The sequence below is a fragment of the Fodinibius sp. SL11 genome, from assembly GCF_052060035.1.
Lineage (GTDB): Bacteria > Bacteroidota > Rhodothermia > Balneolales > Balneolaceae > Fodinibius.
This window is the reverse complement of sequence record NZ_JBPOEA010000001.1, coordinates 628,001-652,906: the sequence shown is the minus strand read 5'-3', so window position 1 is coordinate 652,906 and position 24,906 is coordinate 628,001. Positions and strand designations below refer to the sequence as shown.

Here is a 24,906-nt window from a genome sequence, read left to right as displayed (position 1 = left end):
GGATCCCGTTTACTATCATGTTTGTATAATCAAGATAGCATAAATGCTATTTGTTACAAGTTAGAATGGATTTATGTAGGTTAGGCCTTTTTAAAAGTTTACTGAAATACCTGCCTGCCAGCTTCTGCCTGGGGCCGGCTCAAAATATCGGCCTCCATAAGCGTTAACGGTTACTGATCCATTGTATCGCGTGTCAAAGAGGTTATTAACATCAATAAACGGCTGGACCTCAACACCTTTCGTGTTTATAAGCCTTTTTAAGCTAAACGAGGCATCAAACACATTATAGGCTTCATTTTCCGCCGTATTTTGATTATCAGCCATATAACTACTTACATGCTTATAGGTGAGCGAAAGTAGAAAGTTCCCGGGGGTCCAGCGTAAATTACTGTTGAGCCGGAAGGGAGCAATGCCCGGCACTTCGTTGCCTTCAAGTGAATCGGGTCGTACTTCTTTAAATGTTGCATTGGTTAGGGTTGTTGTAGTAGAAATTCTTAAATCTTGACGCATTTGCCATCTGAGCTGTACTTCCAGCCCGGTATGGCGGGTTTTGCCCTGGTTTTGATAATAGGTAGGCCCGTCTGTTTCAAGTTGATATGGAAAGAGTAAATCATCAATCCAAAGTCTATAGAATGTAAGATCGTAAGTAAGAGCGCTGGATTCAATGCGTCCTCTAATCCCTGTTTCCAAACCAGTAGTATGTTCAGGTTTTAAGTTGGGATTAAAGCCGTTGCCGCCGCCGGGTCTGTTAACCAGTTCGGTTGTTGTTGGAGCTTCGAATGAGGTGCTAAGATTCGCAAATATATTTTGGTTGCCCGGTCGGTAATTGATTCCAAGGCTTGGGCTCACAGATTGGAAGGTACGATTACCGGATTGTGATGCAGTATTGGCATCTGTACTAAAATTGATTCTGTCAAAGCGAAGTCCCCCAAGAATGTTGAACTTATCCATTGAGTAGGTCGCCGTTGAAAAGATTGCCTGGTTCCACACTTTTTCCACTTGATCAACAGTTGTTGCCCCTCGTTTAGCATCTCCGGTATTTTCAAACTCTTCACGATCGTCAATTTGGAACTTCGTTTCGACTCCTATTTTCATTTTAAGCTGTTCCCAGTCTTTATCGAAGGTAGTTCGAAATCCACCGGCAGAACGATTAACGGTAATAATTCCAAAGGGTAGAGGGTTATTTAAATCGCGATAAATACCATAGCCAGTAATATCTATCGTACCTGCTCCCGTATCAAGCATATAAGATAATCCCGCTTGCTGCTGCGTTAGTTGTTTGCCGGCTCCGGCATCTACAAAGGAAGATACCGCTTTAGTGGGGTTGTTTTCGGCATCTTGTTCGGTTAGAGCACTTGGGTGTTGGGCTTTAGGCATGTTTATGATGGATGTCTGATATTTTAGTCGACTTTTGGAAGTAAGATTTACAGCACCTGTAACTCCTGATCGGAATACCTGAGCGGCACTGTAATCCCGATATCCATCCGTATTTAAATAACTGGTATAGCCCGTCATTTGGTGTTTTGAATTTCGAACAGAAAACTCCCCTTCAATTTTTTGTGTTCCAAAGGAGCCCCCCATTGTTTTTAACCGAACATTATTTTGATCGTCGGAGCCGGGCTTAGTAGAAAGGTACAATACACCACCGCTGCTATTACCCCAATAGGTCGCGGCAGGACCTCTTAATAGCTCGGCTCGGCGAATGAAAGCAGGATCTACGATATTAAGCATGGTTTGTCCATCGGCCACAGTGATGGGAATGTCGTTTAGCACAACCTGAACGCCACGGACTCCAAAAGCGGCACGCCAGCCAACGCCTCGTATTGTAAGGCGTTCTCCCAATGCATGATTTTGCCGATCGTTGACCCAGATGCCTGGCATTTGGCGGGTTATATTTTCAAGTGAGAGGGTAGCACTGCTATTAATCTCATCTAAATCTCTGGAGATCGTACTCAGGGCTACGGGCGCATCCGATGAGCTGACGACCGAATGCATCGCTGTTACTTCAATTGGCTGGAGATTGACTGTTAAACTGTCATTAGTATCTTGGGCATGAATAGGAATTGTAAATAAAGTGAGTAAAATAATACATGAAAGCAGATAACGTGTAAAAGCATTCACAAGATGAAAACAAAAACAGTTCTTTTGGTTTTGATTGGACATGCTTTTTTGTAGAGATTTAAATCTTCGGATAATTAAGGCCTGTTAACAAAGCAGGATAGATAGTAATTCCTGATTTTCAGTTCCAATGAAATAAAAATTTCTTACACTTTTAACTTTTATTTACTTGTTTATTGTAACTTCAACTGGTAAGGGTCGTACTTCTAATGTGATGAAAGATATTGTAGTATACTTATACCGAAATTATTTTGAACTGGCTGCTTTTAGCGTAGGACTTCTGTTGCTGGCTTTAATGGATCCTGATACGGCGAGCGGACCAGGTTTATGCTTATTGGAAAATCTAAACTTCCCATATTGTCCAGGAGATGGGTTAGGTCATTCAGTATCTTATATTTTTCGAGGAGAATTTAATAATGCTTTGGAAGCAAATATATTAGGGCCTTTTGCCTTGATTGTTTTGTCGGGGAGAATTTTGTATTTGTTCTCTCAAAACCATTTCAATCATAACAAAATTAAATAATATCATGGCTAATGTAATAGATTATTTACCTGAACTTGAGGGAGACGAGGCGGCTTATATCTCAAAGGTGATGGAATCCATGGATGAAAAATCAGCTGATCGTTTTACTCGGGTTTACAGGGCACGAAGACAAGACCCGCAAACTGTATTACTAACGGCCCTCATTGGTTTTTTTGGAGTAGCGGGAGTCCATAGATTTCTCGTTGGACAATTGGGAATGGGATTATTATATCTGTTTACTGCGGGACTCTGTTTTATCGGGACAATAGTAGATGTTATTAACTATAAAAACTTGGCTTTTGAATATAACAGGGATGTTGCCCGGGAAGCTGTTTCATTGATTGAATAGTAATTATAAGCCGAATATTCGGTTTACATTAAATCCGAAGCGAAAATCACCGGCCCAAAATTCCTCACGATTCTGAGCCATGGCATACTGTTCCAGATGCCATCGGGTGGAGGCGAAAAACAACTGAAATACGTGTCCACCGGTTTGGATATTTAACCCCAAAGAAAACGTATTTTTGGTGTCTGGATTTCTCTCTCCAATAATGGGATAGTATTCTGCCATTAAGGCAAATCTATCCGATATATTAATTTGGGATCCCATACCAATTGAAAACAAATGAGTTTGATTACCCGCGCTTACGGAACTGAAGTATCCGTACATTGGAGATAGCTGTAATCTAATTTGTTCATTAACTTTTTTGGATATAATAGCCGATGTCAACGTACTTAAATCATTCTTAAATGGTTGCCTGTTTTGTTGTGTTACGATACCTAAATCGGCTTTTAGCGATATACTAATAGGTTTTGAACCACTGGTGTTTTGTTGCAAAATGGCATATTTAGTACGAAAATCAACGACATTAAACAGTGAAGAACGCCCAATTCCTGCTGTCCATTTATCCGTAATTCCGTAATCGAGTCCCAAGCGCACATTTTGGACATTGTCTAACCCAAAGAAATTCTGGATAGGATTAGTTGTTGCTATTCCAAAACTGTGCATGATAGTAACGTTTAGATTCCCAACTGACAAATGTTCTGTTGTGGCTTGAGAAATTAGGGTAGGAGTCCAGAATGTTTCTACCGGTTCCACAATATTTGCTTTTTCTCTTTCCATTTGAGCTATGCTCGGCATCGAAAAGAGGAGTAAAATTACAGGTATCAAATAATATTTTAGTTGATCTCTCATAGCTTTTCCAAAAAATTAATTGGGAGTTAAGGTGGCAGAAATGGAAATGTCAATTCTTTCACTCACGCGGTAAAATAAAATCCCGGGAGGTTTAATATTGTAGTCTGTCATATTGAGCGTCCATGACGCCTCAACGTGTATTCCTTCTTTTACTTTTTTAAGTGTCCCGGCTATTGTCCTCTGTTTTGAGACCCCATGAACGGAAAATTTACCTTCTACCGTAACTTTTTGAGGTTGAACGCCAATGGGCTTAAAATCCGATACTATCTTGCCATAAAATTCAGCAAACGGGTATTCTTGGGCTTTAAGTGTTTTCAGCATGTCGTTATCCCTCTTGTCAATACCGGTTTTTAAGGTATTGACGTCTACATAGAAATCTACAATGGAGTCAGTCACTGTTATTTTACCAACAAGGTGGTCAGATACTCCTGTAAAAGAGTGTAAGGGCACTGATGAGTCGAACTCTACATGACCTGATTTGGTCATATAGCTCTGTGATGAGCCCGATAGGGGGGCTGCAGAAATCACGAGAACAAAAAGGAAGCCGAATAGTATGTGCCTGCTTTTGTTCATTGATAGCTTAGTGTGTATTGCTAAATATGATTAATTATCCGGGGCACCGTCTGCTATCCAAGCTCGGATGGAATCAATATCTGCCTGAGGTAGTGGATCACGTTGGTAGGGCATACGTTGTCCGATCTGAGGATTTGGTTCAATTTTATCAACCAGTGGGCTTTCATTTGGATTCCCCTCATCTATAACATTCTCTCCATACTGGTTACCCACGCTGTTCAAAGCATCATCATAAGAACTCAAATTGACGCCACTTTCTTGTGTACCGGAATCATGACACCCACTTGTTGCACAAGATGACTGAAATATGGGTGATATATCCTGAGAGAAACTTACATTTCGATTTTGGTTCGGGTCAGGATCGGGATCCGGATCTGGGCCGGTACTGTTTCCATCCCCACCGCAGGAAACTAGTACAAGAGTGAGAAAGCCAACGCATGTTGTGATAAAAAAGCGGGACTTAGTTGACAACCGGCTTTTATCTTGGTCATCAGTGATGAAAAAAGATCTTAAATATTTCATTGGTTACCTCCGATTTGGCACTTTTATATTTAAGTGTTTATAGACTTAAAAGATGTTATAGTTAACCGATATGAATGAACCCATTGAATAGAGTTTAACATTCGCCCATCCTACTTCACGCACTGGCACTTTGATAAATGGTTCAACACGCAAACTTACATGCTTTCTGATGTCGATTTCATAACCCACAGAGAACACAGCGTTACTCATCCAATGGCGGGTTCCAGTTCGCTCTTGCCAACGTTGCTGTTGACCGGTTGTGTAACTGTTATAATTGAACCGATAATCTTCATTAAGCATGATGTACGAGGAGACTCCACCGGTAGCAAAAATTCTTGAATGGTCGAAATGTACCAGATTGTATTTTAAGCTTACTGGAATATCAATGAGAAGACATTTGCCGACTGTTTTGGATGGCAACTCTCCGTAAGACCAATATTCTTCGGGCGGATTATAATCGTTGCCACTGGCTGTATATTGCACCTTTGAGTGTATTGCACCAACAGAAAGGGCAAGGTTTTTGGATAGATTATATTCAACAGATAAGCCTATTTTATAACCGGGATCATAGAAATTGGAAATTCCACCAACGGTACTCAAGTCCGGTCCTCCGATTAGCCCAACCGTAAGTCGCGGAGTTTCCCGTCCTGAAAACTGATTCTGAGTGTTGAATCGAGTAGAATTTTTCGGATCCAGAGCATCACTGATAGATGTTGATCGGTCAGTGGTATTGGTTGGAATTAATTTATTAGTGTTGAATGCAAGTGTCTCATTATTATGACCTATATCGTTGGCAGAAAGTTGGATACTATCCGGCAATTTAGTCAGAGCTATATGTTTCTGGTTTGGGTCGGAAAGGACGGATTCCTGTTCCGAGTCTTCATTCGATGCCTGATTACTTTGTTCGTTGTCCCTTTTGGATGAATTATCAGCAAGATTGCCTGAACGTTGCTCCGGATTAAATTGGTCGTTGGATTGCACCTCTGATGGATCGTGAGGAAAAGAAAAGTCAAAGAGCCCATCCGGCAGTATCTCAATAGGACTACGTTGAGGATTTATGATCTTTTCACTTTTTACTAATTGTTCATTTAGTTGATCAATTCTTTGCTGTTGTTGATACGTGTAATACGCCAAAATAGAAAGCAGTAATATGACGGCAGCTGCAGCTGAATAACGTTTCCAATAACTTTGACGATAATTGTTCGCTTGCGCTGCGTCAAGCCTGCGTTCAAGTTGAAGCCAATCCTCTTCCTTATATTCTATATCGTATTCCCGAACCTTCTTTTTAAAGAATTCCTCAAGGGGATCGTTATGTTCTTGGTTAGTCATATTCTTAGATAAAATTTTTCTCTACAATCGACTGCAGATTTTTTTTGGCTTTAGACAAATTCGATTTAGAAGTGCCAACTGCAATATTAAGCATGTCTGCAATTTCCTTATGCTTAAACCCTTCAATCACATAAAGATTAAAAACCGTTCTGTAGGCGGGCGTAAGTTCTTGAACCATCTCTATAATTTCATCATAAGATATTCCACTCAGCACTTCCTGATCTCGGGCAGGCTTATGATTAATTGATTCTAAATCAGTCTTCTGGAGTTTCTTTTGATTTTTGTGATACTGGTTGATAGCTGTATTTACAATTATTTGCCGCAGCCAAGGTTTAAAGGGACGGTCAAGATCATATTTTTCAATATTTGTAAAAACCTTCATAAAAGCGTCGTTTAATACTTCTGCTGCTTGTTCCCTGGAATCGGCATACCTCAGGGTGATGCTCATGCCATAGGCATAAAACTTTTTATACAACTCTTTTTGGCTTTTCCGCTGCCTCTTTCTGCAGCCTTTAATGATCTTTTTGATCAAAACAGAACCTATCCCGTTAATAGATTTATGATACCTTCTATTTAATGATACAAGACTTTAATAGAAAGGGTTGCCTCGAAATATGAAATAATTTGAGAGAATAGTTGGGGGGGGCAAATAGAAGCTCCCAGCCGATCAAAGCTGGGAGCTCTTTCTTTAGGGCATTTAGAGCTAAGAAACTCCAAATTGTTGCTCTTCCACTTAGTATTACGAATAATTGATTAGGTTGTTACGCAAGTAATAGGTGCAAAATTTTTGACCTGAAATGTTGTTATTCCTAACAGCGAGATTGTATATTAGGTACGCAAAAATAAATCTAATAGAATCACTTGTATGAGATCCGGAAATCCTACGCTAAGCGAAAAGACATTCCAAAATATTGATAGATCCACCGTATCATCAGAAGGTAGCATGACGGTGAGCGGAACTATAAACAAAACCGGAATGCTCTTTCTTATTCTTTTGATTGGTGCCTCTATTAGCTGGTACCAACCAGCACAACTACTTATTTGGGGAGGAGCAATCGGTGGATTTATTGTCGCGTTAGCTACCATCTTCAAAAAAGAGTGGTCCCCATTTACAGCTCCTCTTTATGCCGGGTTAGAGGGGTTATTCCTGGGTGGAATCTCGGTTATGTATGAGGCGGCCTATTCGGGTATTGTCTATAATGCCATCCTTTTAACACTCGGTGTATTTGCTGCTATGCTACTGGCATATCGGTCCGGCTGGATTGAAGTTACTAAGCAGTTTCGAACGGGCGTTGTGGCCGCAACAGGTGGTATTTTCCTCGTCTATCTGGCCAGCTTTGTGTTAAGTTTTTTTGGAATAAATATTAGTCTGATCCACGGTTCTGGATTCATGGGTATCGGATTTAGTCTTATTATTGTAGGCGTAGCCGCTCTCAATCTTGCCTTGGATTTTGATATGATCGAAAAAGGGGCCGAGGCCAATGCTCCCAAATATTTTGAATGGTATACGTCGTTTGGTTTGATGGTTACTCTTATCTGGCTGTATATTGAGATTTTAAGACTGCTTGCCAAACTACAGCGAAGATAATTTGATAACACCCTGTCTGTTTTGATTAAGAAGCGTTTTTTACTTTTTTCTGATGATGAATTTATTTTAGGAATTCTGATACTGCTTACAACCGTATTTATTGTAGCAGAAGGGCGTTGGTCTCGTTTGCATAATTCAAAAGCTATTTCGGCAGATGATTCTGTACATATTTATTTAGACAAATCTACGGGACTGGATAACCTATCCCAATTGTTGGCAGATTCATCCCTGATTGAGAGTAAAGAAGAATTAAAATGGGCAGCCGGTATTTTGGGGTGGAAAAGATTCCAAAAAGGACATTATTTGGTGAGTAACCCTTTAAGTTATGATACTTTTTTGTCAAAACTGGCTCGGGGGATTCAGGATCCGGTTTCGGTGACTATTCTACCGGGTAGATCCAAAGCAGATATTGTCTCTACCGTAGCCAATCGACTTAAGTTTGATTCACTTGCTTTTCATCAAACCATTGATGACTCCGTTTTCCTCGCACGGCAAAATCTGGATCAAAAAGATGTAGTTGGACGATTATTTCCTAATACCTACTCCGTTTATTGGACGATATCCCCAGAAGCTTTTTTTGAGCGAATAATAAACGAGTTTAACAAAGCTGTGGTTCATTCTCATCAGCGTCAATTTGAGCAATTGAATCGATCGGTAGATGAGATTGTTACGTTGGCTTCAATTGTTGAATGGGAGGCTCGAAATAGTGATGAAAAGCGTAGGATAAGCGGTCTTTACTGGAATAGGTTAAACAGAGGGATGCGCCTGCAGGCAGATCCCACCGTGAATTTTGCTGTGGGAGAACGAAGACGACTTTTGTATGAGGATTATCAAGTTGATCATCCTTATAACACATATCTCTACCGAGGTTTACCGCCGGGTCCCATCACCAATCCTGACTTAAGATCCATCAAAGCAGCGCTTTACCCCGAAGAGCATGACTATTTATACATGGTTGCTACTCCTGATGGGGCACATGCTTTTTCAAAAACGTTTGAAGAACACAAACAAAAAAGTGCCCAATGGCGAAAATGGCTCCAAGAGCAGTACCGTATCAAGCGCATGAAGGAGCACAAAGAAAACTAATTCTGATTTAATACCGGGCGGATCCCATTTTTAGACATCTCAAATATTTTTACTTCTTGATTGATGTGTTGACCCTTAAAATTAATGTTGCTGATAATTCCTTGGTACATGGGCTGCGTTTTCAAAGCATTCTTTAAATAGGCGGGGTTTTCTACACGCTCCAGGGTTTTTAACACGTATGAGGCCACATCATAGCCTATCATCGCAAAACGGCTGGGCTCGGAATTAAAACGCTGTTTAAATGTTTTCTTAAACTGCCCAACGCGATCACTTTTTTGATCGATATAGTAACTTTCGGAAAAATAGATAGGCTGATTTTCCAACTGAATTTCCGGGATGTTAAAATTGCCCCATTCCTGGGAGCCCAGTACCGGGATATTACTGCCTTTGGCTTCTAAATCTACAAGCAGTAATTCAGCAAGAGTAGAGGCGGGTTGACCAGTAAATGGAGCATAAATTCCATCGATATAGTGATAGTTTGCCAAACTGTCTATTTTGGCACTGTCGGTAGTAAAAAACTTGGTATAATGAGTAAGGTCATATCCTTTTGATTCCAAGTCATCGACAAAGAAATGGGTTACCTTGGCTCCCAGCTTTTCAGCTCTATCCCTAAAAGCAAAGGCTGAAGCTTCACCCAGAGAATTTTTCTCCGCTAACACAGCCAATGTGTCCATTCCCATTTCTCTAACAGCATACTCAGCCATTTTACGCCCGTGAGAGGTAAAGGTAGGATTGGCCTGGTACACATAGGGATTGTCGACGTTTAGGGTGTCAGAGTTGGCTAAAGGGGCAATCAATGGAATCTGATACTGTTCGGCCAGATCAGCCATCGTACGAGCCGGATCAGAAAATAAAGGACCCAATACAACATCTGCATGATAATTCCACGCCAAATTAGTCATGGCATGTCCGGCAGAGTCCATATTTGCCGCAGTATTCTGATGTCTAACAAAGGCTTTTTTACCTGAGTGTTGCTTATTAAATTCTTCTGCTGCTAAAACATATCCGAAGTGCAATCCACGGGCAACCTGGAATTCAGAGCCAGAATCGGTGTGGGAGGGAAGAGCAGCACCAATATTATAAACAATGCCTTTGGGAGCACTAACGGGGTTACCATACCTGCGCTGTGTTGCATAATTGACAGAATCTGCGATGGTTTCGGATAATTTTCGCATGGCTGTACTTGCGGTATCAATTTTTGATTGGATCAGTTGTGAATACAAGGTGCGGGCATCCTCAAGTGGTACTGATCCTATCGCTGCTTTGACCAAGTCGAACTTAATTTCTGGCGTTTTGGCTTGTTGAAAGGCACTCTTTCGCTGGTTGAGTGTTAAATAACCTAATATCTCGTTATAAAGCTGTTGGCCGCTTGTTACTGTTCTCGTTTTTACGGGTTGCTTTTGGAGTTCGTAAAGTTGATTTAATGCATCTCCATATAATCCCAGCTGAAAATTGACCAAGGCCATCGTGTATTCTGCTTCAATATAAATTTCATTTCCAGCTTCTTTGGAAACCTGATTTAAGTATGTCTTGGCTGTCAGGTATTGACCAAGACTATAATACGATTTCCCTGAAAATAGTCTTGATCGGGGAGTTTCAATGTTATTAAACACTTGTATTGCCTTTTTAAAATCTCCCTGTTGATAATACTCAATCCCGGAGTCTATAGATTGAGCATGAGAAACGTTAGGCTGTAAAACCCAAAACACTATGGGGAGTAATAATAGAGGTGGAAAATTTTTAATGTTAGAAAGGTTCATAAAGATAAAATTATTAGAAGCGGTGTCAGTGTCGTTTATACTAACGAAATACTGGCTGTTTTGTTCTCTGAACTATTCCCACTCAATTGTGGAGGGTGGTTTTGAGCTGACATCATAAACCACCCGATTGATACCGCGCACTTCATTGATGATTCTGTTTGATACATGAGCCAAAAAAGGATGGGGCAGATGAGCCCAGTCGGCTGTCATACCATCAACGCTGGTGACCGCTCGTAAAGCGATGGTAAACTCATAGGTTCGTTCATCACCCATAACGCCAACACTTTGGACTGGTAAGAGTACAGCAAGGGCTTGCCAGACCTCATCATAAAGGTCCTGATTTCGAAGTTCACTGATAAATATGTCATCAGCTTCGCGCAAGACATCAAGTTTTTCGCGATCAACATCAGAGATAATACGGATTGCTAAGCCGGGGCCCGGGAAGGGATGGCGCTTAATGAAATGTTCAGGTATTCCGAGCTCGCGCCCCACATTGCGGACTTCATCTTTAAAAAGTTCACGAACCGGCTCAATCAGATCGAGATTCATCTCATCAGGCAGACCACCTACATTATGGTGTGATTTAATGGTGGCTGAAGGGCCCTTGAAAGAGATACTTTCAATCACATCAGGATATAGCGTACCCTGCGCCAAATATTTGTACGAATTGTCGTGAGCAATCGCATCGTCAAACACCTCAATAAATGTTTCGCCGATGATCGTTCGTTTTTTTTCGGGATCAATTATTCCTTTAAGTCGCTCCAGAAATTTGTCACTGGCATCAATGCCTTTGACCGGCAGGTGCAGTTGGTCTTCGTAAATATCTAACACATCCTGGAATTCATTTTTACGCAGCACACCGTTATCTACAAAGATACATTGCAGTTGATCGCCAATAGCTTCATGAACGAGTGTAGCTACTACCGTGGAGTCTACTCCGCCACTTAAACCACAAATAACCCGGCTATCTCCAACTTTTTCGCGTATTTCCTGTACCGTAGATTCAATGAATGACTGTGCTGTCCAATCACCTTTTAAATGGCAAATTGAATAAACAAAATTCGATAGAATCTGTTTACCATACACTGTATGAACGACCTCGGGATGGAATTGAACTCCATATATATGCTTTTCAGTATGACGTACTGCAGCTACACGAGCATTGTCGGTATGGGCAATGATGTTGTACTGAGGAGGCAGCTCTTGAATATGATCCCCATGGCTCATCCATACCACAGATTCCTGTGGGATTTCTTTTAAAAGATCAGAACCATCATCAACAATGAGCTCTGAGCGTCCAAATTCACGGCGATCTGCTTTTTCTACACTACCGGGTATTTCGTTATGAGCCAATATCTGAAGTCCGTAGCAGATACCTAAAATTGGGACGTCCCAATCAAATATCGCTTCATTTAATTCGGGAGCATTCTCGTCATTAACGCTGCTCGGCCCCCCGGAAAGGATAACTCCACTGGGGGTGTTATCAGAAAATGCGGTCAGATCTTTATTAAAAGGATGGATTTCGCAGTATACGTTCAGTTCGCGTACACGTCGGGCTATAAGCTGAGTGTATTGCGAACCAAAATCGAGGATGAGTATCCAGTTTTGTGGGCGGTGTTGCATAAAACAGAATTAAATAAAAAGGGCACCCGGAAGGGGTGCCAGTATAAATTAGGCTACAATTTCTTTATATTCGTCGGGCGACATCAACTCATCGAGTTGAGATTTATCTTCAACTGATATTTTAACCATCCAGCCATCACCGTAAGGGTCATCGTTTACCAGCTCCGGTTCCATCTCCAGTTGATCATTAATTTCAACAATTTCCCCAGCTACAGGAGCAAAAAGTTCAGAAACTGTTTTGACAGCTTCAACCGTTCCAAAAACTTCGTCTTGATCAAAAGTAAAACCTTCGGGTTCGATTTCAACAAATACGATATCTCCGAGTTCGCTCTGGGCAAATTCGGTAATTCCAACGGTAGCTGTTCCGTCACCGTTATCTCGAATCCATTCGTGTTCTTTGGTGTATTTTAAATCGGCGGGATAGCTCATATTAAATTATTTGAATCAGTTGTCAGGGTTAAATTGAAACTCTTCTAAGTACTTGGTGTTAAAGGTTCCCTTTTTGAAATTTTCGTCTTCCATCAATTGTATGTGATAGGGAATAGTAGTCTTAACACCTTCTATGATAAACTCTTCAAGCGAACGTTTCATGCGTTTTATAGCATCTTCGCGGGTGGGAGCACTTACAATCAGTTTGCCAATCATGGAATCGTAGTCCGGTGGAATACGATATCCTGCATAGGCATGTGTATCAACCCGAACGCTATGTCCGCCCGGGGTATGGAATACTTCTATTTTTCCGGCTGAAGGACGGAAGTTATGCTCTGGGTCCTCGGCATTAATTCGACATTCAATAGCATGACCACGCATTTTTAGCTCTTTCTGCTCCATCTTTATGCCGGCCGCTGCCTTGATCTGCTCAGCAACAAGATCATAATTAGTAATCTCTTCAGTCACCGGGTGTTCAACCTGGATTCGGGTATTCATCTCCATAAAGTAGAAGTTGTGGTCTTTATCGACCAAGAACTCTACCGTTCCGGCGCCTTCATAATCGACCGCTTTAGCGGCATCTACAGCAGCATCGCCCATTTTCTTTCGCAGTTCAGGCGTCATAAGGGGAGAAGGAGCTTCTTCCAATATCTTTTGGTGGCGCCGCTGGAGCGAACAGTCGCGTTCTCCGAGGTGGATCACATTACCATGTTGATCAGCCAAAATCTGAATTTCCACGTGATGAGGATCCTCTACTAATTTTTCGATATAAACATCCGGATCATCAAAAGCTGTTTCAGCCTCGTTTTTACACATGCTGTAAGCCTGCTTGAGGTTTGCTTCCTCATGAACGACCCGCATGCCACGTCCGCCGCCACCCGATGAAGCCTTAATAATGCATGGGTATCCAATCTCGTTGCAAATCTCTTTTGCCTCTTCTAAGCTTTCTACTACACCATCGCTACCGGGAACCGTTGGAACTCCACTGTGTTCCATGGTTTCTTTAGCCATCGATTTATTCCCCATGGCATCAATACTTTCAGGAGCCGGACCAATAAATTTTAGATCATGTTCGGCACATATGCGGGAAAACTCTGCTTTTTCGGATAAAAATCCATAGCCGGGATGAATGGCATCAGCGTTGGTTATTTCGGCAGCAGATAAGATATTAGGGATTTTAAGATAGCTTTCCTTGCTGGGCGGGGGGCCAATACACACCGCCTCATCAGCAAATTTTACAGGCAGACTGTCACGATCAGCAGTAGAAAAAACTGCAACCGTGGGAATCCCCATTTCTTTACATGTACGAATGATACGTAGTGCAATTTCGCCTCTGTTGGCGATAAGAATTTTGTCAAACATGAATTTTTATGCTTTTTACCCGATGATAAATAAGGGTTGATCGTATTCTACCGGTTCGCCATCTTCGACAAGAATCTTCTTGACCTCTCCGGAGTATTCAGATTCAATTTCATTCATAATTTTCATGGCTTCAACGATACATAAGGTCTGACCTTTTTCTACGGTATCGCCTACCTTTACGAAGGGATCATCGTCGGGAGATGGAGCCCGATAAAAGGTTCCAACAATAGGAGAGGTAACAACATCACCAGATGGCTGACTATCACCGCCGGAGTCTCCGGATGTTTCACCACCAGAAGTTTGTTGCGGCTGTTGTGGAGCCTGTTGCGGTTGTGGTGCTTGCTGTGGCTGGGCAGGAACCTGATATTGCATCGGCATTTGAGGAGCCGAAGATTCTTTGACATCAGGTTTCTTTTTAACCTTAATTTTGAAATCCCCTTCTTCTATAGATACTTCATTGACTTCACTTTTAGCAATGAGATCCAGAAGATTTTCAATTTCTTTTAAATCCATGATATAAAATTAGTTTGATGTTACGCGTTCAATATATTCTGATGTTCGTGTATCAACCTTGATTTCTTCCCCTTCATTAATAAAAAGCGGAACCTGCACCTTGGCACCGGACTCCAATGTTGCCGGCTTGCTACCCCCCGTTGCGGTATCGCCTTTAAGGCCGGGGCGCGTTTTTGCAACTTTGGCTGTAATGTGATCAGGTGGCTGTGCATATAAGACTTCTTCATTATCTACATCAATAACCAGCGTTCCAACTTGTCCTTCGGCAAAAAATTCAGCCTTATTTACATTTTCTTCTGAAACAGGCAGTTGTCGATAGGTTTCCTGATGCATAAAATAGTAGAGGTTCCCATCCTTATATAGGAACTGATAGGGCTGATGTTCCACACGAATTTCTTCTACATCTTCGCCAGAGCGAAATTTCTTCTCAATATTCTTTTCATTTACCACCCCTTTTAATTTTGTGCGCAAAAAGGCACCACCCTTACCGGGTTTTACGTGTTGGTAATCTATAATTTCATAAAGCTCATTATCAAGCTGTATGACCATTCCGGTTCTAAAATTGGATGTAGAAACTTTTGCCATAAATTATTTAATGATCTTCGAATTTAGTGCCCAAAAATACCATGAGGCATAAAGGATAACAAGCTTAAAATAGCTCTTGAATATACGTGATTAATCCGACTGCCTCTAACAGATTATATAAAATAGCCAACGGGGCGATAAATTTGATGAATATGGGCCAAACTACCCTAAATATTGACTTGTGGATTCCGGCATAACCATGTTCTAACTCTTCCAATGCATTTTCAACAGTCCAGACATAGCCCAAGAAGTAGCAGATTAGAAATCCACCAAGAGGTAACCCAACGGTACTAAAAATAAAGTCTATAGATCCAATGAGGGATGTATCGAATGAAATGATCAGGGAGATGACTAAAATTCCTCCTCCAATAATAGAGGCCGCCTTTTTGCGCTTAACATTGAATTCGTCAATAACATAAGAGGTAGGAACCTCAAGCAGGGAAATTGTTGATGTGAGTGCCGCCATTGACAAAAGCAAAAAGAAACCGGTACCAAAAATAATTCCGGCAGTTGAACTTAGACTATGAAACAGAGCGGGAAGCACTTGAAATATTAGGTCGGTGCTTGCCAGCAATTCTCCTGATTCCCCAAATATATCGACACCAAAAGAATCTGCCATATACATAGCTGGCATAATAAGTAGCCCGGCTAAAAAAGCAATACCCACATCCGCCAGCGTCACATAGGCTGCTGCTTCAGGGATATTCTCTTTTTTGCTCAGGTATGACCCGTAGGTGATTAAAGCGCCCATTCCCAGAGAAAGAGAGAAGAATGCCTGTCCCATAGCACTAAAAATTAAAGGCGCAGAGATCATTGAAAAATCAGGTTTCAGGTATTCCACAAATCCTACGCCAGCTCCAGGCTGAAAAGCTACATAACCAATCATTATAAGAAGAATTCCAATTAACACGGGCATCAAAAACTTGGTAGCCCGTTCAATACCGTCGCTCACTCCTCCCAGAATTATTGATACGGTAGCGCCCATGAAGATGACCGAAAATATGGCATTTTTAACACCGTGAGAAACATCAGCAAATAAGGCAGACCATTCGGTAAAGCCGGTAAAGAAAAGAATTTCCTCAAATACATAGCTAAAAGTCCATCCGGCAATGACGATATAGAAAGAGAGAATCATCACACCGCACATAATGCCCCAGAATCCAATAAGAGGGTATAGTTTATTGGAGCTTAACGCTTTAAAAGCGCCAACCGGGTTACGGTCTGTATTACGGCCGATACTTAATTCTGCCACCATCACCGGAAAACCAATAGCAAAACAGCATAACAAGTAGATAAGCAGAAAGGCTCCGCCACCGTTAGAGGCCACCTCGGTAGGGAAGCGCCAAATGTTACCTAAGCCAACCGCAGAACCGGCAGCTGCTAAAATAAAACCCAGTTTTGAATTCCAATTACCCCGAGTTGTTGAATTAGTTTCAGCCAAAAGTCAGATCCCCTTATGTCTTTAATTTTGGTTCACAAGCATTGATTAAAAAGTCGCCGTAAAATGTAATGCAAGAAGCTTACTTACAAATCAAATTTTTGAAAAATGTTAATCCGTAAAAACGCAGCGTAGTGTTTATTCTATTTTTTTAAGTAACAAAAGACCGCGTTTTCGAATAAATCTACTTAATAACACTGCCAGGTTCGGCGTCGGTTCCAACAAATTTAAGCGATCCGTCTTCCTCTTCAGCCATTAAAATCATCCCGTTGCTTTCGACACCCATCAATTTTTTGGGTGCTAAATTGGCTACTACGCAGACGTTTTGTCCTACAATCTCATCGGCAGAAAAGTCATTGGAGATACCCGAAACAATTATACGTTCTTCAAAGCCAAGATCTACCTTTATTTTAAGAAGTTTGTTAGCATTTTCTATTGCTGAGGCTTCTATAATTTTGCCCGCCCGCAGATCCATCTTCATGAAGTCATCGAATTCCATATTTTCTTTGAGAGGTTCATAGTCTGTGGTCTCTTGTTCCTTTTCATCAGTACGTTCTTTCAATTTATTTAATTGGTTTTCGATTTCTTCATCTTCAATTTTCTCAAACAAAATCGCCCCTTTCTTGATAGATGCCCCACTATCCAGAATAGTTTCAGTGATATGATCCCAATTAATCTCATCGCCAATATTGAGTTCATTACGCAATTCAGCCATCTTAACGGGCAGAATGGGATCAAAAAGAATGCTCAAAGCAGCTGTAATCTGAAGGCAAACATGCAAAGTGTTACCACACGTTTTAAGATCTTCCTTGCGCGTGTGCCAAGGCTCCATATCGGTAAAATACTTATTCCCGATACGTGCAAGATTCATCGTTTCGGCTATGGCCTCGCGCAACTTAAACTGTTCATAGGCCTGACTGATCTTCTGTTTTTGCTCCTCAATTTTAGCTAATGTTTCGCGATCTTTCTCAGTTGCGTTGTTTAACTGAGGAACATGCCCGTCAAAATAATTTTCAATGAAGGATGTAGTACGATATACAAAATTACCGAGCACATCAGCCAGTTCGCTGTTTACTTTATTCTGGAAATCCTCCCAGGAAAAATCGGAATCTTTAGTTTCGGGCAGGGTCGTCCCCAGAACATAGCGCAACAAGTCAGCATCGAATTCTTCCAAGTATTCATCCAGCCAAACAGCCCAACCGCGCGAAGTTGAAAGTTTCTTGCCTTCTAAATTCAGAAATTCATTGGCCGGTACATTTTTAGGCAGTACGTAGTTGCCGTGTGCCATCAACGTTGCGGGAAACATAATACAGTGAAAAACAATATTGTCTTTCCCAATAAAGTGGATGAGGTCGGTCTCCTCATCCTGCCAATATGTTTTCCATTTATCAGGATCGCCTTGCTCGGCTGCCCACTCTTTGGTTGCAGAAATATAGCCGATAGGAGCATCGAACCAGACATACAAAACCTTCCCTTTGGCATCATCAAGGGGAACTGGTACGCCCCAAGTCAGGTCGCGTGTTACAGCCCGATCGGCCAACCCGTCATTGAGCCAGCTTTTAACTTGACCCATTACGTTGGGTTTCCAGTTTTCGCGCGTGTCAAGCCATTTTTCAAGGCGCTCTTGAAAATCGCCCAGTGGCAGATACCAGTGCGTAGTCTCTCTGGTTTCGGGCGTATCACCGGTAATGGCACTTTTGGGATTCTTCAATTCGGTAGGAGAGAGCGACGTGCCACAACTCTCACATTGATCGCCATAGGCTTCTTCATATCCGCAATTGGGACACGTGCCTTTTACATAACGATCCGGCAAGAACATTGCTGCTTTGGGATCATAAAGCTGCTCTTCAGTTTTTTGAACAAAAACACCGTCATTATAGAGCTTGCTAAAAAACTCTTGTGATGTTTTGTGATGTACTTCTGAACTTGTACGTCCATAGTAATCAAAATGAATACCGAAATCCTTGAAAATCTGTTTGTTTTCTTTGTGGAATTTATCCACGATGTCCTGAGGGCTGACCCCTTCTTTTTCGGCCGCAATAGTAATGGGTACGCCGTGTTCGTCAGAACCGCAAATATGGATAACATCCTCATTTGTTAATCTCTTATAGCGTACATAAAGATCGGCGGGCAGATAAGCCCCGGCAAGATGTCCCAAGTGTATGGGGCCGTTGGCATAGGGAAGGGCAGAAGTTACAAGTGTTCGTTTGGACATGAACTGAATTTTGGCGATTAATTTTCAAAGCTCGAAAATAAGAGTATCGACTATAAAATTAAAAACGGTTTTGTGATAAATTGTAATCTGTCGCCTCAGTTTATTCTTTTGTTATAAACCGATTTTAAATATAATAATCTATCTTATCTCTTTATGAACTTTACCTCAATACTTTGTGATTCAGTAGCCCAAAGAATCCTTTTTAAATCGGTTTACGCATCTTTCGCAAATGGGGAGTCAATGGATACAATACCGTCTCGGATTTAAATTCATCGGTCATCATTCTGTATTCGCTTATGCGATTTGTTGATATCCATAAATAGTGGAACAGCAAATTAAAAAAAATAAACAGATCGTTTCTTTAGCGTATTTGGTAGCAATGGGGCATCAGGTATTTCTCATCGATATTTATGCAAATACGGCAAGTCTTCCTTTTCAGTTTCTTCTTCCGTAGAATCCTTTGCATCTATGATATTATCTATCTGGTCGAATATTTTTGTCAGTGCAGCTTCTTTAAACAACCCAGAAGCAAAAACTTCTTTCTCGCCATTGGTGAATGTCATCGTAGTTTTGCCTGACAACTTAAATACACGTTCTCTTATCTTATAAAATCCTCGATATTTATCAGTAGCATAATAATCTCTGAATTTTTTATTCGGTTGGCTCAAATTGACCTCAATAATAAATTGTGCTGGAGTGATATTATTGATGCAAGATTACGACAAGGAAATTGTAAATGCAATAGCATGAAGTACTTATTTTAAATTTTTTTACATGGCGTAAATCACCTACTGGAATATGTTTTTGGGGAATAAGTTGAGGTTGGGATTGGGCGTGGGCTATTGTTCATAACAATCAATATTTATAACTCAAACAAATAAAGAAGCGACAGGCACATCAATTGCCTTACCAATACTTAACCAAAAAAGCATACAACGCTACACCAACAGTAACTGATACATTAAGAGAATGTTTGTGGCCATACTGGGGAATTTCTATAAAATCATCAATAAAAGTGATAATATCTTCATCAATCCCCGTAACTTCGTTTCCAAAAACCAAGCAAATAGACTGTTGCTCAGGTATGGTATATTCAGGTAGTAAAATACTGTCTGTCATTTGCTCGAGTGCCACCAGGCGATAGTTATTTTCTTTAAGGTTTTCGATATGTTTTTGGGGATGTTCTTCGTGTCGCCAGTCTACATGCTCCTGTGCTCCTATAGCAGTTTTAGCGATTTCCGGACGGGGCGGAGTTGGAGTGTATCCGGAGATTAAAATCTCATCAATACCAAAGGCATCAGCACTGCGAAAAGCGGCCCCCACATTATGCATACTTCGGACATTATGAAGTAATATTTTGAGTTTGTTTATTTGGCCCGGAGTCGTACGTTTTAGATTTTGCTGCAGAATTTTTTTCGTACTCAGCTTTTCCAAAATAAATCAATTTTAGGTTCTAAATTTCGTAAAAAGGTACAAAATTTAGATTTGGAAACAGAGCGCAAATCATGGTATTTTAAGTCGCTTTCGAGAATAGTGTCAGCGTTAATGGCTGGCATTTATTATTTGAAAGCTTGCACAAACGAGGATTTAAACCAAAGAAAAAGTACCGTGGATAAGAATTATCTATCACGAGAAGGTTACGAAAAGCTTGAAGAAGAGTTGAAAGATTTGAAAACCCGTGGGCGACAAGAGATTGCCGAAGAAATTGCCGAAGCACGGGCAAAGGGAGATTTGAGTGAAAATGCGGAATATGATGCTGCCAAAGAAGCGCAGGGCATGCTCGAAAAAAGAATTGCCGAGCTTGAAAATGCCTTGGCGAATGCTCGTATACTTGATGAAGAGGATATTAAAACCGATAAAGCTTATTTGCTTTCAACGGTAACCATCTATAATCACAATGTAGATAAAGAGGTCAAGTATACACTTGTTTCGAAGGACGAGGCGAATTTTAAAAAGAACAAAATTTCTGTTGAATCTCCGATTGGAAAAGCTATTCTTGGTAGAGAAGTGGGAGAAACGTTCGAGGTGGATGTGCCTGCTGGAAAACTAAAATTAGAAGTTAAAAATATTGAGCGATAACTAAATGAATATAGCAGTCATAGGAACGGGATATGTGGGGCTGGTCAGCGGGACTTGCTTCGCCGATTCCGGCAACAACGTAACGTGTGTAGATATTGATGAGGACAAAGTAGGCCGGCTTCGCGACGGACAGATCCCCATTTATGAGCCGGGCCTGGAGACGATCTTTGCCCGCAGCCAGCGGGAGGGGCGCCTGACATTTACCACCGATATCGGGGATGCGGTCCCCCAAGCTGATATTGTCTTTTTGTGTCTGCCTACCCCGCCGGGCGGCGATGGACAGGCGGACCTTTCGGCCGTGATGGCCGTAGCCAAGCAGCTGGGACCTATTGTGGATAGCTACACCGTTATAGTCAACAAATCGACCGTACCTGTGGGCACCGGCGACCGCGTGGAAGCAATCATCGGCCAGCACATCGACCCCGAGCTGTTTGACGTGGTATCCAACCCGGAGTTTTTGCGGGAGGGAGCCGCCGTGGAAGATTTTAAGTATCCCGAGCGGGTGGTCATTGGTACTGGAAGCGACCAAGCGGCCGATATTATGACCACACTCTACGAACCATTTGTCCGCTCGGGCAACCCCATCATTGTGATGGACCGCCGCAGCGCCGAGCTCACCAAATATGCGGCCAACGCGATGCTGGCCACCAAGATCACCTTTATGAACGAAATCGCAAATATTTGCGAAAAGGTGGGGGCCAACGTGGATAACATCCGCCGCGGCATTGGCACCGACTCGCGCATCGGCAAGCGTTTTCTGTTTGCCGGCATTGGCTACGGGGGCAGCTGCTTTCCCAAAGACGTGCAGGCCATCCACCATACGGCCGGCCAACATGGCTACGACTTTAAAATTGTGGACTCGGTGATGCAGGTCAATAATGCCCAAAAAGTCTCTATTGTCCGTAAGATGGAAGAATACTTCGACACCGACGACTTTAGCGGGATGACCTTTGGCTTGTGGGGGCTGTCCTTTAAGCCCGAGACAGATGATATTCGAGAAGCACCCGCACTGTATATCGCTGAGGAGTTAGTAAAACGTGGAGCGAAACTGCTGGCCTACGACCCCGAGGCAATTGGCACCTTCAAGAAGGCGACCAGCCAGGCAGTGCTTGATAACACGAGCTTCGTGCATAACCAAAAAGCAGCCTTGGACGACATCGACGCCCTGGTGATCTGCACCGAATGGAACGAATTTCGTCGCCCGACGGTCGATAACTTTGCCGAAGAAATGAAGCATCCCGTCATATTTGACGGCCGTAATCTCTATGACCTCAAAAGAGCTGAAAAAGCAGGGATAACATACATCAGCGTAGGGAGGCCGGCCATAAATGTCAACTAAACGAGTCCTAATTACAGGGGGAGCCGGGTTTCTTGGATCGCATTTATGCGATCGTTATTTGGAAGAAGGCTATGAGGTTATCTGTATGGATAACCTCCTCACAGGCAGTGCCGAAAATATTTCTCATCTAATCGGGACTGAGGGCTTTACATTTGTCAAACATGATGTCACTAATTTTATTCATGTGAAAGGTGAATTAGATTTAATTCTTCATTTTGCTTCCCCTGCTTCTCCTGTTGATTATTTAGAGATGCCCATCCAGACGCTTAAGGTCGGATCACTGGGTACTCACAAGGCTCTTGGCTTAGCCAAAGAAAAAGATGCCCGATTTCTGTTAGCTTCTACCAGTGAAGTGTATGGTGATCCGCTTACACATCCCCAGAAAGAAGACTATTGGGGTAATGTAAATCCTATCGGACACCGAGGAGTTTATGACGAAGCTAAACGATTTGCTGAGGCGATGACGATGGCTTATCATCGCTATCATAACATTGAGACCCGCATTGTACGCATTTTTAATACCTATGGATCGCGAATGCGTCTACATGACGGACGCGCACTTCCGACTTTTATGCGGCAGGCACTGCGCGGTAATCCACTAACCGTTTATGGGGATGGCTCACAGACACGTTCTTTTATGTATGTTGATGACTTGATAGAAGGGGTATGGCGACTTTCGCAGTCGGATTATGTAGAGCCGGTAAATCTTGGCAATCCCGAAGAAATTACGATTCTTGATTTTGCCAAGGAAATTATTGAGCTCACCGGATCTGAAAGTGAAATTATTTTTGAAGAATTGCCTAAGGATGATCCTCAAATCCGTCAGCCTGATATTACTATTGCGAAAGAAATACTTAACTGGGAACCGACGTATGATCGCAGGGAAGGGTTAACAGTAGCGCTGGAGTATTTTAAGGCAAAAGTACTGGATTCCTAATATATCGCATTATGAAACGCCTTGTTGACGTTTATCCATATCGAAGGGAACAAGACGAGGTGAAATTTCTTCTCTTGAAGCGATCTGCTGAGGTAAAATATGCGCATCAATGGCGGATGATTGGGGGGAAAGTTGATCCTGAGGAAACATTTTATGAGGCGGGGATAAGAGAACTAAATGAAGAAACAAATTTGACCCCATGCCTTTTTTGGTCAATACCCTCCGTTAATCAATTTTACGATCATAAAAGTGACAACATATTCCAAATCCCGGCTTTTGGAGCCCAAGTAGATCAAGAGGCACCTATTATATTGAACCATGAGCATATTAGCTGGAAATGGATTTCCCAAGATGTAATAGATACCTATATTCAATGGCCGGAACAAGAACGACTGATGAAATTATTAGCTGAGATTATAACATCTAAAGAAATTTTGAACGAGTGGATAATAAAATTTTAAAGCCGTTTAATTGTTTCATTCCGCTATTTTTAGCACTCATTATAGCAGGTATTGCCATACCAAAGAACTCTATAGCCCAGAATAATTCTTCGTATGAGCTTCTTCCGGCACCGGATGCATGGTACAATAGTGTTGACGGTGTTCGAGTTGGAGTTCGACTTCGCGGACAAGTGCCGGGAACTTTTGGTGACGGTCCACATAGATTAAATGCCGGCCTTTGGCTCGGCACCAACTTTCCAGCCAATCCAGTCTCATATTATCTAAAATACACCGAACCGATTCCTGCGATCTCTGATTTTGGAAGTGAAGGAAGTATATCGGCCAAAACATCGTATCGTACCGGTTTTCAATCACATGGACTGACTTTTAACAAGCGTTGGCAAACTGGCTTTAATGAATTGAATTACAAAGAGTTATCGATTGGAGTTAAAGGAGATTATCGCTTTAACGAAGATTACTTGTTGTATCAACAGCTCTGGCAAACACAATGGTTATACTTGACAAATGCTACTTTTGAACTTACAAATGTCAATGGACTTGGACGATATGCCTTATCATTTTCTGCAGATGCAAACATAGCAGGAAAAGTAGACCCATTTCTACGCAGTGAAATAGTTCTTCGTCAAAAAGTGGAGTTTACTGAACAGTTCTCCCTTTCCGGGCGTTTATATTCTGGTTTTGCTACTGATAATACTGCTCCTGAGTATTTATTTACCCATAGTTTTAGTTCTGCTCGCAGTTGGATGCAAAGTGGACTTACGAGAGCACGAGGTACTATTCCGCCTTCATGGATGCAAATTGGCAATATTCAAGTAACCGGCGGACCTAATTTGAGAGGATATCTGAATAATGATATTCAGTCATTAAATAATGGAAACCAGCCTTTATATACATCACTCTCTGCTGTTAATTTTGAAATGAATTATCCCAATCCGTTAGATAATGGCTTAAAGAAGATTCCTGTTATAGGTGGGTTGATCGATCTCCGCTCATACCTTTTTTGGGATACGGGGACATCACTTGGATTTACGAGCATAGAGGAGCCTAACCTATTATCTGATGCTGGTCTGGGGTTTTTACTGTCAATCGATATTCCTGATTATCTTGGTAAATCACGGGGAATAACTTTGCGTTATGATATGCCATTTTGGCTTTCTCACCCCGGTGTAGAAAATGCTTTTAAATTTCGACAGGTGTTCGGCATAGGAGCAACAATTACATTGTAAATATT

At 41.8% G+C, this 24,906-nt stretch carries 25 protein-coding genes; 9 read left to right on the top strand and 16 right to left on the bottom strand.

Going from position 1 to position 24,906, the window contains the following annotated elements:
- Window positions 1–90: 90 nt before the first annotated feature.
- The gene (locus ACQ76V_RS02680; protein WP_440998919.1) at window positions 91–2,163 is read right to left on the bottom strand and encodes a TonB-dependent receptor family protein; all 2,073 of its coding nucleotides are present in this window, start codon (window positions 2,161–2,163) and stop codon (window positions 91–93) included.
- Window positions 2,164–2,332: 169 nt separating this feature from the next.
- Here ACQ76V_RS02680 and ACQ76V_RS02675 point away from each other — a divergent pair, with 169 nt between their 5' ends.
- A complete protein-coding gene (locus tag ACQ76V_RS02675; RefSeq protein WP_440999026.1) occupies window positions 2,333–2,641 on the top strand; it encodes a DUF2752 domain-containing protein in 309 nt (102 codons plus the stop codon).
- Between the two features lie 4 nt (window positions 2,642–2,645).
- On the top strand, window positions 2,646–2,990 hold the full coding sequence (locus ACQ76V_RS02670) for a TM2 domain-containing protein (protein WP_440998918.1): 345 nt from the start codon (window positions 2,646–2,648) through the stop codon (window positions 2,988–2,990).
- Window positions 2,991–2,993: 3 nt separating this feature from the next.
- Here the strand turns inward: ACQ76V_RS02670 and ACQ76V_RS02665 are convergent, their stop codons facing one another.
- The 5 genes from ACQ76V_RS02665 to ACQ76V_RS02645 all read right to left on the bottom strand — a co-directional run bounded on the left by ACQ76V_RS02665 (window position 2,994) and on the right by ACQ76V_RS02645 (window position 6,735).
- Entirely contained in the window at window positions 2,994–3,836 is an 843-nt protein-coding gene (locus tag ACQ76V_RS02665) for a DUF5777 family beta-barrel protein (protein WP_440998917.1), read from the bottom strand.
- A 15-nt stretch (window positions 3,837–3,851) separates the two neighbouring features.
- The gene (locus ACQ76V_RS02660) at window positions 3,852–4,322 is read right to left on the bottom strand and encodes a YceI family protein (RefSeq protein ID WP_440998916.1); all 471 of its coding nucleotides are present in this window, start codon (window positions 4,320–4,322) and stop codon (window positions 3,852–3,854) included.
- 117 nt (window positions 4,323–4,439) lie between these two features.
- Window positions 4,440–4,931, bottom strand: coding sequence for a c-type cytochrome domain-containing protein (locus tag ACQ76V_RS02655; RefSeq protein WP_440998915.1), 492 nt, complete (start codon window positions 4,929–4,931; stop codon window positions 4,440–4,442).
- A 45-nt stretch (window positions 4,932–4,976) separates the two neighbouring features.
- On the bottom strand, window positions 4,977–6,260 hold the full coding sequence (locus ACQ76V_RS02650) for an outer membrane beta-barrel protein (RefSeq protein WP_440998914.1): 1,284 nt from the start codon (window positions 6,258–6,260) through the stop codon (window positions 4,977–4,979).
- A 4-nt stretch (window positions 6,261–6,264) separates the two neighbouring features.
- The gene (locus tag ACQ76V_RS02645; protein WP_440998913.1) at window positions 6,265–6,735 is read right to left on the bottom strand and encodes an RNA polymerase sigma factor; all 471 of its coding nucleotides are present in this window, start codon (window positions 6,733–6,735) and stop codon (window positions 6,265–6,267) included.
- A 390-nt stretch (window positions 6,736–7,125) separates the two neighbouring features.
- On the opposite strand from ACQ76V_RS02645, the gene ACQ76V_RS02640 reads away from it, so the two are divergent.
- Window positions 7,126–7,848, top strand: a complete 723-nt coding sequence (locus ACQ76V_RS02640) for a Bax inhibitor-1/YccA family protein (protein WP_440998912.1) — start codon at window positions 7,126–7,128, stop codon at window positions 7,846–7,848.
- A 21-nt stretch (window positions 7,849–7,869) separates the two neighbouring features.
- On the top strand, window positions 7,870–8,934 hold the full coding sequence (mltG, locus tag ACQ76V_RS02635; protein ID WP_440998911.1) for an endolytic transglycosylase MltG: 1,065 nt from the start codon (window positions 7,870–7,872) through the stop codon (window positions 8,932–8,934).
- On the opposite strand, the gene ACQ76V_RS02630 is transcribed toward mltG, so the two are convergent.
- The 10 genes from ACQ76V_RS02630 to ACQ76V_RS02585 all read right to left on the bottom strand — a co-directional run bounded on the left by ACQ76V_RS02630 (window position 8,931) and on the right by ACQ76V_RS02585 (window position 20,293).
- Window positions 8,931–10,694, bottom strand: coding sequence for an ABC transporter substrate-binding protein (locus ACQ76V_RS02630; protein ID WP_440998910.1), 1,764 nt, complete (start codon window positions 10,692–10,694; stop codon window positions 8,931–8,933). The genes mltG and ACQ76V_RS02630 overlap by 4 nt on opposite strands.
- A 72-nt stretch (window positions 10,695–10,766) precedes the next feature.
- A complete protein-coding gene (gene guaA, locus ACQ76V_RS02625) occupies window positions 10,767–12,317 on the bottom strand; it encodes a glutamine-hydrolyzing GMP synthase (RefSeq protein WP_440998909.1) in 1,551 nt (516 codons plus the stop codon).
- A gap of 48 nt (window positions 12,318–12,365) precedes the next feature.
- Window positions 12,366–12,746 carry a glycine cleavage system protein GcvH gene (gene gcvH / locus ACQ76V_RS02620; RefSeq protein ID WP_440998908.1) on the bottom strand — a complete coding sequence of 127 codons (381 nt, stop codon included), beginning with the start codon at window positions 12,744–12,746 and terminating at the stop codon, window positions 12,366–12,368.
- Window positions 12,747–12,761: 15 nt separating this feature from the next.
- The gene (accC, locus tag ACQ76V_RS02615) at window positions 12,762–14,108 is read right to left on the bottom strand and encodes an acetyl-CoA carboxylase biotin carboxylase subunit (RefSeq protein WP_440998907.1); all 1,347 of its coding nucleotides are present in this window, start codon (window positions 14,106–14,108) and stop codon (window positions 12,762–12,764) included.
- A gap of 15 nt (window positions 14,109–14,123) precedes the next feature.
- On the bottom strand, window positions 14,124–14,621 hold the full coding sequence (gene accB, locus ACQ76V_RS02610) for an acetyl-CoA carboxylase biotin carboxyl carrier protein (protein ID WP_440998906.1): 498 nt from the start codon (window positions 14,619–14,621) through the stop codon (window positions 14,124–14,126).
- A gap of 9 nt (window positions 14,622–14,630) precedes the next feature.
- The gene (efp, locus tag ACQ76V_RS02605) at window positions 14,631–15,206 is read right to left on the bottom strand and encodes an elongation factor P (protein WP_440998905.1); all 576 of its coding nucleotides are present in this window, start codon (window positions 15,204–15,206) and stop codon (window positions 14,631–14,633) included.
- A gap of 64 nt (window positions 15,207–15,270) precedes the next feature.
- The gene (locus ACQ76V_RS02600) at window positions 15,271–16,647 is read right to left on the bottom strand and encodes a sodium-dependent transporter (RefSeq protein WP_440998904.1); all 1,377 of its coding nucleotides are present in this window, start codon (window positions 16,645–16,647) and stop codon (window positions 15,271–15,273) included.
- A 181-nt stretch (window positions 16,648–16,828) separates the two neighbouring features.
- Window positions 16,829–18,859, bottom strand: coding sequence for a methionine--tRNA ligase (gene metG / locus ACQ76V_RS02595; protein WP_440998903.1), 2,031 nt, complete (start codon window positions 18,857–18,859; stop codon window positions 16,829–16,831).
- A gap of 398 nt (window positions 18,860–19,257) precedes the next feature.
- Window positions 19,258–19,527, bottom strand: a complete 270-nt coding sequence (locus ACQ76V_RS02590; RefSeq protein WP_440998902.1) for a hypothetical protein — start codon at window positions 19,525–19,527, stop codon at window positions 19,258–19,260.
- Window positions 19,528–19,765: 238 nt separating this feature from the next.
- Window positions 19,766–20,293, bottom strand: coding sequence for an RNA methyltransferase (locus ACQ76V_RS02585; protein ID WP_440998901.1), 528 nt, complete (start codon window positions 20,291–20,293; stop codon window positions 19,766–19,768).
- A 174-nt stretch (window positions 20,294–20,467) separates the two neighbouring features.
- On the opposite strand from ACQ76V_RS02585, the gene greA reads away from it, so the two are divergent.
- The 5 genes from greA to ACQ76V_RS02560 are packed head-to-tail and all read left to right on the top strand — an operon-like array spanning window position 20,468 to window position 24,901.
- Entirely contained in the window at window positions 20,468–20,938 is a 471-nt protein-coding gene (gene greA / locus ACQ76V_RS02580) for a transcription elongation factor GreA (protein ID WP_440998900.1), read from the top strand.
- Window positions 20,939–20,942: 4 nt separating this feature from the next.
- Window positions 20,943–22,277 carry a UDP-glucose dehydrogenase family protein gene (locus ACQ76V_RS02575; protein ID WP_440998899.1) on the top strand — a complete coding sequence of 445 codons (1,335 nt, stop codon included), beginning with the start codon at window positions 20,943–20,945 and terminating at the stop codon, window positions 22,275–22,277.
- Window positions 22,267–23,214: a UDP-glucuronic acid decarboxylase family protein gene (locus ACQ76V_RS02570; protein ID WP_440998898.1), complete on the top strand. Its 948-nt coding sequence runs from the start codon at window positions 22,267–22,269 to the stop codon at window positions 23,212–23,214. Before ACQ76V_RS02575 ends, ACQ76V_RS02570 begins: the two co-directional genes overlap by 11 nt.
- 11 nt (window positions 23,215–23,225) lie before the next feature.
- Window positions 23,226–23,675 (top strand): NUDIX domain-containing protein, encoded by a 450-nt coding sequence (locus tag ACQ76V_RS02565; RefSeq protein ID WP_440998897.1) that lies wholly within the window; start codon window positions 23,226–23,228, stop codon window positions 23,673–23,675.
- Entirely contained in the window at window positions 23,657–24,901 is a 1,245-nt protein-coding gene (locus ACQ76V_RS02560) for a hypothetical protein (RefSeq protein WP_440998896.1), read from the top strand. The genes ACQ76V_RS02565 and ACQ76V_RS02560 overlap by 19 nt, the downstream gene beginning before the upstream one ends.
- Window positions 24,902–24,906: the final 5 nt, after the last annotated feature.

What these genes read in the sequence shown, in the direction of transcription:
- ACQ76V_RS02680 (WP_440998919.1), bottom strand. Translation starts at nt 2,163, where the DNA reads ATGTCCAATCAAAACCAAAAGAACTGTTTTTGTTTTCATCTTGTGAAT.
- ACQ76V_RS02675 (WP_440999026.1), top strand. Translation starts at nt 2,333, where the DNA reads ATGAAAGATATTGTAGTATACTTATACCGAAATTATTTTGAACTGGCT.
- ACQ76V_RS02670 (WP_440998918.1), top strand. Translation starts at nt 2,646, where the DNA reads ATGGCTAATGTAATAGATTATTTACCTGAACTTGAGGGAGACGAGGCG.
- ACQ76V_RS02665 (WP_440998917.1), bottom strand. Translation starts at nt 3,836, where the DNA reads ATGAGAGATCAACTAAAATATTATTTGATACCTGTAATTTTACTCCTC.
- ACQ76V_RS02660 (WP_440998916.1), bottom strand. Translation starts at nt 4,322, where the DNA reads ATGACCAAATCAGGTCATGTAGAGTTCGACTCATCAGTGCCCTTACAC.
- ACQ76V_RS02655 (WP_440998915.1), bottom strand. Translation starts at nt 4,931, where the DNA reads ATGAAATATTTAAGATCTTTTTTCATCACTGATGACCAAGATAAAAGC.
- ACQ76V_RS02650 (WP_440998914.1), bottom strand. Translation starts at nt 6,260, where the DNA reads ATGACTAACCAAGAACATAACGATCCCCTTGAGGAATTCTTTAAAAAG.
- ACQ76V_RS02640 (WP_440998912.1), top strand. Translation starts at nt 7,126, where the DNA reads ATGAGATCCGGAAATCCTACGCTAAGCGAAAAGACATTCCAAAATATT.
- ACQ76V_RS02630 (WP_440998910.1), bottom strand. Translation starts at nt 10,694, where the DNA reads ATGAACCTTTCTAACATTAAAAATTTTCCACCTCTATTATTACTCCCC.
- guaA (WP_440998909.1), bottom strand. Translation starts at nt 12,317, where the DNA reads ATGCAACACCGCCCACAAAACTGGATACTCATCCTCGATTTTGGTTCG.
- gcvH (WP_440998908.1), bottom strand. Translation starts at nt 12,746, where the DNA reads ATGAGCTATCCCGCCGATTTAAAATACACCAAAGAACACGAATGGATT.
- accC (WP_440998907.1), bottom strand. Translation starts at nt 14,108, where the DNA reads ATGTTTGACAAAATTCTTATCGCCAACAGAGGCGAAATTGCACTACGT.
- accB (WP_440998906.1), bottom strand. Translation starts at nt 14,621, where the DNA reads ATGGATTTAAAAGAAATTGAAAATCTTCTGGATCTCATTGCTAAAAGT.
- efp (WP_440998905.1), bottom strand. Translation starts at nt 15,206, where the DNA reads ATGGCAAAAGTTTCTACATCCAATTTTAGAACCGGAATGGTCATACAG.
- metG (WP_440998903.1), bottom strand. Translation starts at nt 18,859, where the DNA reads ATGTCCAAACGAACACTTGTAACTTCTGCCCTTCCCTATGCCAACGGC.
- ACQ76V_RS02575 (WP_440998899.1), top strand. Translation starts at nt 20,943, where the DNA reads ATGAATATAGCAGTCATAGGAACGGGATATGTGGGGCTGGTCAGCGGG.
- ACQ76V_RS02570 (WP_440998898.1), top strand. Translation starts at nt 22,267, where the DNA reads ATGTCAACTAAACGAGTCCTAATTACAGGGGGAGCCGGGTTTCTTGGA.
- ACQ76V_RS02565 (WP_440998897.1), top strand. Translation starts at nt 23,226, where the DNA reads ATGAAACGCCTTGTTGACGTTTATCCATATCGAAGGGAACAAGACGAG.